Source organism: Actinophytocola sp. (assembly GCF_045807065.1).
Lineage (GTDB): Bacteria > Actinomycetota > Actinomycetes > Mycobacteriales > Pseudonocardiaceae > Actinophytocola.
On sequence record NZ_JBJMIE010000824.1, the window covers coordinates 1 to 5,702 of the forward strand.

Annotated in this window: 7 protein-coding genes; 2 read left to right on the forward strand and 5 right to left on the reverse strand. The window is 71.5% G+C overall.

Annotated features, from left to right (window positions below; genetic code table 11):
* On the reverse strand, window positions 1-587 hold a 587-nt coding region (locus ACJ73U_RS47660; protein ID WP_407784436.1), incomplete at its 3' end, for a biotin carboxylase N-terminal domain-containing protein.
* Window positions 588-700: 113 nt separating this feature from the next.
* Between ACJ73U_RS47660 and ACJ73U_RS47665 the strand changes: the two genes are divergently transcribed.
* The gene (locus ACJ73U_RS47665; protein ID WP_407784437.1) at window positions 701-1,405 is read left to right on the forward strand and encodes a hypothetical protein; all 705 of its coding nucleotides are present in this window, start codon (window positions 701-703) and stop codon (window positions 1,403-1,405) included.
* Here ACJ73U_RS47665 and ACJ73U_RS47670 read toward each other — a convergent pair.
* Both ACJ73U_RS47670 and ACJ73U_RS47675 read right to left on the reverse strand, forming a co-directional pair.
* On the reverse strand, window positions 1,402-2,010 hold the full coding sequence (locus ACJ73U_RS47670; protein ID WP_407784438.1) for a Maf family protein: 609 nt from the start codon (window positions 2,008-2,010) through the stop codon (window positions 1,402-1,404). The genes ACJ73U_RS47665 and ACJ73U_RS47670 overlap by 4 nt on opposite strands.
* 11 nt (window positions 2,011-2,021) lie before the next feature.
* On the reverse strand, window positions 2,022-3,593 hold the full coding sequence (locus tag ACJ73U_RS47675) for a DHA2 family efflux MFS transporter permease subunit (protein WP_407784439.1): 1,572 nt from the start codon (window positions 3,591-3,593) through the stop codon (window positions 2,022-2,024).
* A 59-nt stretch (window positions 3,594-3,652) separates the two neighbouring features.
* Here ACJ73U_RS47675 and ACJ73U_RS47680 point away from each other — a divergent pair, with 59 nt between their 5' ends.
* Window positions 3,653-3,934, forward strand: a complete 282-nt coding sequence (locus ACJ73U_RS47680; protein ID WP_407784440.1) for a hypothetical protein — start codon at window positions 3,653-3,655, stop codon at window positions 3,932-3,934.
* Between the two features lie 106 nt (window positions 3,935-4,040).
* Here ACJ73U_RS47680 and ACJ73U_RS47685 read toward each other — a convergent pair whose 3' ends face one another.
* Both ACJ73U_RS47685 and ACJ73U_RS47690 read right to left on the reverse strand, forming a co-directional pair.
* On the reverse strand, window positions 4,041-4,250 hold the full coding sequence (locus ACJ73U_RS47685) for an acyl-CoA carboxylase subunit epsilon (protein WP_407784441.1): 210 nt from the start codon (window positions 4,248-4,250) through the stop codon (window positions 4,041-4,043).
* A partial coding sequence (locus tag ACJ73U_RS47690; RefSeq protein ID WP_407784442.1) for an acyl-CoA carboxylase subunit beta occupies window positions 4,247-5,702 on the reverse strand: 1,456 nt, incomplete at its 5' end. The genes ACJ73U_RS47685 and ACJ73U_RS47690, both read right to left, overlap by 4 nt.

Genomic DNA, 5,702 nt, shown 5'->3' on the forward strand with positions numbered 1-5,702 from the left:
CGGCCGAAGGCGGCCACCGCCTCGCGGGTCGCCGACTCGAACAGCGCCGGGATCTCCTCGATCGTCCGGGCCACCTTGAGCCCGCGCCCGCCGCCGCCGAACGCCGCCTTGATCGCCACCGGCAGCCCGTGCTCCTCGGCGAACGCCACGATCTCCTCGGGACCGCCGACCGGCTCCTTGGTGCCGGGCACGAGCGGGGCGCCGGCCCGGGTGGCGATGTGCCGGGCGGTGACCTTGTCGCCGAGGTCGCGGATGGCCTGCGGGCTCGGTCCGACCCAGGTCAGGCCCGCGTCGAGCACGGCCTGCGCGAAGTCGGCGTTCTCCGACAGGAAGCCGTAGCCGGGGTGGACGGCGTCCGCGCCGGCCCGCTTCGCGGCGTCGATCAGCTTCTCGATGTTGAGGTAGGTCTCCGCCCCTGTCGACCCGCCGAGCGCGAACGCCTCGTCCGCGAGCCGGACGAACACCGCGTCCCGGTCGGGGTCGGCGTACACGGCGACGCTCGACAGCCCGGCGTCCCGGCACGCGCGGATGACCCGAACCGCGATCTCACCTCGGTTGGCGATCAGAACCCTGTTGAGTCGGGGCACGCCCACACTCTCCCTTGACGTGGCGGCAGACTTGTCAATAACTGCGGAGTCTACGGAAACCGCCGCCGGCGGGGAGCCCGAGAGCAACCAAGCTCACGGCGATTGGGGTGCATATGGCGCGGCAGGGGATGCCGTGGGCGGTGGTGATCACGATCGTCGTGTCCACCCTGGTCGCGGCGGGTGCGGTGGCGGCGTCCGCGGCTCTGCGTGATCGCGCTGGGACCACCGCCACGACCACCACCACGACGACCACCACCACCTCGGGGGTCGGTGTGGACGGTTGCGTGCGCAAGCCGTGCACCGTGCTCGCGGACATGCCGGTGGGTGCCGCCAGGGTCCAGTTGGTGGTGGACAGCGGCGGCGCGTCCGGTCGCCTGCGCATCGGCGGCGGCGGCGCGAGCAAGGTCATCGAGGCGACGATCACCAGCATGGGCGCGACGTTCGCGCCCGACTCGCTGCAGTGCGTCGCCGACACCCTGTCCGCCTGCGTCCTGCGTGGCCGCTCCGCCGAGGGCGTCGTCGGCCAGGTGGTCGCCGGCCGGTCGGCCCAGTGGAGCGAGCTGGCCCAGCCGTTCCTGTCCGACGCCGGCTACCTGGCCATCGCCCAGGTCACCGCGGACGTCGGGCCGGAGATCCTCGTCGCCCAGCACCGCTGCCAGCGTGGGACCCAGGACTGCGCGACCACCCCGGTGTACGTGCGCGTGTACAACCTGCAGAGCCAGGAGCTGGGCTGCACCGAGGCCTACCGACGGCTCGAGTCCCTCCCGGACTGGCCGACGGTGACCCTGAAGAAGACGGACCTGCGGGCCTGCGCCTAACGCCAGAGGTCGGTGACCGCCACGTCCACCTCCTGGAGCAGGCGGCGGGTCAGCGGCAGGCTGATGCCGATGACGCTGGACGGGTCGCCGTCCACGCCCTCGATGAGCCAGCCGCCGTAGCCGTCGAGTGTGAAGCCGCCCGCGACGCCCAGTGGCTCGCCGGTCGCGAGGTACGCCTCCAGCTCGGCCTCGCTCGGCTTGCCGAACCGGATCGTGGTGCTCATCGTGCCCGTGGCGACCGCCGCGACCGCGCCGTCGCGCACCCGCAGCACCGCGTGCCCGGTCATCAGCTCACCGGTCCCGCCGGCCATCCGCTGCCACCGCTCCCGCGCCCGCTCGACCGTGCCGGGCTTGCCGCTCAGCTGCCCGCCCTGGAACAGCATCGAGTCGCAGCCGACGACCACCGCGTCCGCGTGGTCGGGGGCGACGACGCGGGCCTTGGCCTCGGCGAGCGTCGCGACCGTGCGCGCCGGCCCGGCGTCCGCGGGCAGGCCCGCGATGATCGCGTCCTCGTCCACACCGGACACCTGGACCACCGGCTCGATGCCGGCGTTGCGGAGCACCATCAGGCGCGCGGGCGACTGCGAGGCGAGCACGAACTGCACGTCAGAGGACTTTAGGGCACCCGGTCGCGCACCTGCGTGCGGATACCCGTCGCCGCCACGATGCCCAGCACGAGCACCGCGATCGGCAGCATCAGGCTGGCCTTCGCGGCGACCGTGAAGCCGTTGTGGAACACCTCGGTGACGATCCGGCGCACGATCTCCGCCGTGTCCGGATCGAGGTCCGACGGCAGCGGTGGGCTGGACGTGTCGAACTGGCTCGGCGTGTTCGCGGCCTCGGTGATCCGCCGGACGAACTCCTCGCGGTAGCGCACGGGCAGCCGCTCCGCGTACTGGCGCGCGGCGTCGGGCACCGCGAACGCGACGCCCAGCTGCAGCACCAGCCCGGTCGCCGCACTGCCGAGCACCCCGCCGACCTGCCGGGCCGTGTTGTAGACGCCCGAGGCGACGCCGGCCAGCGCCGGCGGCATGCCGGCCGTCGCGGCCGTGGTCAGCGGCGAGAACACGAACCCGATGCCGAGGCCCGCGACCGCGAGACCGGGCACGAGCGTGGCCGGGTCGATGTCCGGCGCGGCCTGGTAGACGAGCATGCCCACGGCCGCCGCGAGCGTCGCGAACCCGGCGATGATCAGGTTCCGCGCGCCGATCCGGTGCCACACCGCGCCCGAGATCCCGGACGCGAGGGCCGCGGTCACCGCCATGGGCAGCGCCAGCGCGGACGACGCCAGCGCGGTGAGGCCGAGGACGGTCTGCAGGTAGAGGACCAGTGGGAGGAACATGCCGGTCATCGCGAAGCCCATGGCCGCGTGGGCGAGGTTGGCGTAGGTGAAGGTCGAGTCGCGGAACAGCTCGTTGGGCACGAGCGGCTCCTTGGCCCGGACGGTGACCTGCCGGTACACGAACAGGGCGAGCAGCGCGAGCCCGGCGACCAGGACGTGCACGATCGTCACCGGCCCGGCGACCGGGCCCCAGTGGTAGTGCTGGCCGTTCTGCACGCCGAACACCAGCGCGAGCAGCCCGGTCGCGCAGAGGGCCGTGCCGACCGGGTCGAACCGCAGCGCCCGCCGCGGCTGCCAGTTCGGCAGGGCCACCCCAGCGATCAGCAGGCTGATGACCCCGATCGGGATGTTGATGAAGAAGATCCACTGCCACCCGACGTTCTCGACGAGCAGCCCCCCGAGCACCGGCCCGCCCAGCGTCGCGACGCCGGCGACCGCACCCCAGACGGAGATCGGCACGCCCCGCTTCTCCGGCGGGAACAGCCGGGTGATGAACGACAGCGTCTGCGGTGTCATGAGCGCCGCGCCGAGCCCCTGGAGCGTGCGCGCGGCGATCAGCTCACCGGCGGTCGTGGCGAGCCCGCTCCAGGTCGAGGCGGCCGTGAAGGCGACCAGCCCGGCCATGAGGACGGTCTTGGGGCCGAACCGGTCCCCGAGCCGCCCGGTGATCAGCAGCGGGACCGTGTTGGCCAGCAGGTACACGCTGTTGACCCACACGACCTCGTTCAGGTTGGCGTGCAGTTCGGTGAGCATGGTGGGGATCGCGACCGTGACGATCGTCGAGTCCAACATGATCATGAAGAAGCACGCGCAGAGTGCCCACATGGCTGTCCACGGGCTCCGCATGCGGTGCAGTGTGTCCTGTCGGCTTGTCGTACCCGGCGTCGGGTGGCGAGGATGTGCGCATGCGCCACCTCGGACGCGCGGTGCAGCTGCCCACCAGCGCCAGCGGCAACCGGTTGTGCCGGCACGGCAACCCGGGCAGCTGCTCGCGGTGGTGCTCCTACAAGCTGTTCGCCAAGGCGATCATCGGCACCGGGGTGGTAGTGGCCCTGATCTGCGCCGGCGTTTGGCTCACCGGCGGCGACGGCCACGCCCGCATCCGCAGCGTCGTGTTCGGCATCGGCCTCTACCTGGCGGTCGTGCTCCCCGGCATCGTGTTCCTGAACAGCCGCGAACGCGACTGAGGCAACGGACGGGACGGTCCACCTTCGACTGCCGCGCGCACCAGCACTTCGAGAAGCCCTGACCCAACGCCGGAAAGTGGGGACGTTCCGAAGGCACCTTGGCCGGTCAGCGCGGCAGACCGGACGCGCGCCACGCGCCGGTGCCGTGGGCCAGCGGCTCACGCACCAGGAGCCGCCGGTCCGACCACGTGGACCGCGGCCGTTCCGGAGCTTGTCCGGCGGCGGAACCCAGCGTCGAGACCACCGCCACCAGCGCGGCCAGCTCCTCGTCCGAGGGATTTCCCTTTACCACCCGAAGGTGTGGACGCTCACTCATAGTGGGATGTTCCCGTGCTTCTTGGGTGGCAGCGTCTCCCGCTTGTCCCGGAGCAGCCGCAACGCCCGTGCCACGTGCCCCCGCGTGTGCGAGGGCGGGATGACCGCGTCCACGTACCCGCGCTCCGCCGCCACGTACGGGTTGCACAGCGTGTCCTCGTACTCCTGCTGCAGCCGGGCCCGCAGCGCGTCCACGTCCTCGCCGTCGTCGGCCGCGCTCGCCAGCGTCTTCCGGTGCACGATGTTCGCCGCGCCCTGGGCACCCATCACCGCGATCTGGGCCGTCGGCCACGCCAGGTTCATGTCGGCGCCGAGGTGCTTGGACCCCATCACGTCGTACGCGCCGCCGTACGCCTTTCGGGTGATCACCGTCACCTTGGGTACCGTCGCCTCCGCGTACGCGTAGATCAGCTTCGCGCCGCGGCGGATGATGCCGTTCCACTCCTGGTCGGTCCCCGGCAGGAACCCGGGCACGTCCACGAAGGTCAGCACCGGCACGTTGAACGCGTCGCACGTCCGGACGAACCGCGCCGCCTTCTCCGACGCGTCGATGTCCAGGCAGCCCGCGAACTGCGTCGGCTGGTTCGCCACGATCCCCACCGCGTGCCCCTCGACCCGCCCGAACCCGCACAGGATGTTCGGCGCGAACATGGCCTGGACCTCGAGGAACTCACCGTCGTCGAGGACCCGGGTGATGACCTCGTGCATGTCGTACGGCTGGTTCGGCGAGTCCGGGATCAGGGTGTCCAGCTCCAGGTCCGCCTCCGACACGGACGCCGCGACCGAGCCCTCCTCGGCGAACCCCGGGAACACCGGCGGGTCGGACATGTTGTTCGACGGCAGGAACGACAGCAGCTCCTTGACGTAGGTGATGGCGTCCTCCTCGTCGGACCCCATGTAGTGCGCGTTGCCGGACTTCGTGTTGTGCGTCCGCGCCCCGCCCAGCTCCTCGAAGCCGACGTCCTCGCCGGTCACCGTCTTGATCACGTCCGGGCCGGTGATGAACATGTGCGAGGTCTGGTCGACCATCACGACGAAGTCCGTCAGCGCGGGGGAGTACACGTGGCCGCCCGCGTTCGCGCCCATGATCAGCGAGATCTGCGGGATCACCCCCGACGCCCGCGTGTTGCGGATGAAGATCTCGCCGTACTGGCCGAGCGAGACCACGCCCTCCTGGATGCGCGCGCCGCCGCCCTCGTTGATGCCGATGACCGGCCGGCCGGTCTTCATCGCCAGGTCCATCACCTTGACGATCTTCTCGCCGTACACCTCGCCGAGCGCGCCGCCGAACACGGTCACGTCCTGGCTGAACACGCACACCGGCCGCCCGTCGATGGTGCCGTGCCCGGCCACCACGCCGTCGCCGTAGGGCCGGTTGCGCTCCAGGCCGAAGTTCGTCGAGCGGTGCCGCGCCAGCTCGTCCAGCTCGACGAACGAGCCCTCGTCGAAGAGC

Coding starts and splice junctions, on each gene's coding strand:
- ACJ73U_RS47665 (WP_407784437.1), top strand. CDS start 701: ATGGCGCGGCAGGGGATGCCGTGGGCGGTGGTGATCACGATCGTCGTG.
- ACJ73U_RS47675 (WP_407784439.1), bottom strand. CDS start 3,593: ATGCGGAGCCCGTGGACAGCCATGTGGGCACTCTGCGCGTGCTTCTTC.
- ACJ73U_RS47680 (WP_407784440.1), top strand. CDS start 3,653: ATGCGCCACCTCGGACGCGCGGTGCAGCTGCCCACCAGCGCCAGCGGC.
- ACJ73U_RS47685 (WP_407784441.1), bottom strand. CDS start 4,250: ATGAGTGAGCGTCCACACCTTCGGGTGGTAAAGGGAAATCCCTCGGAC.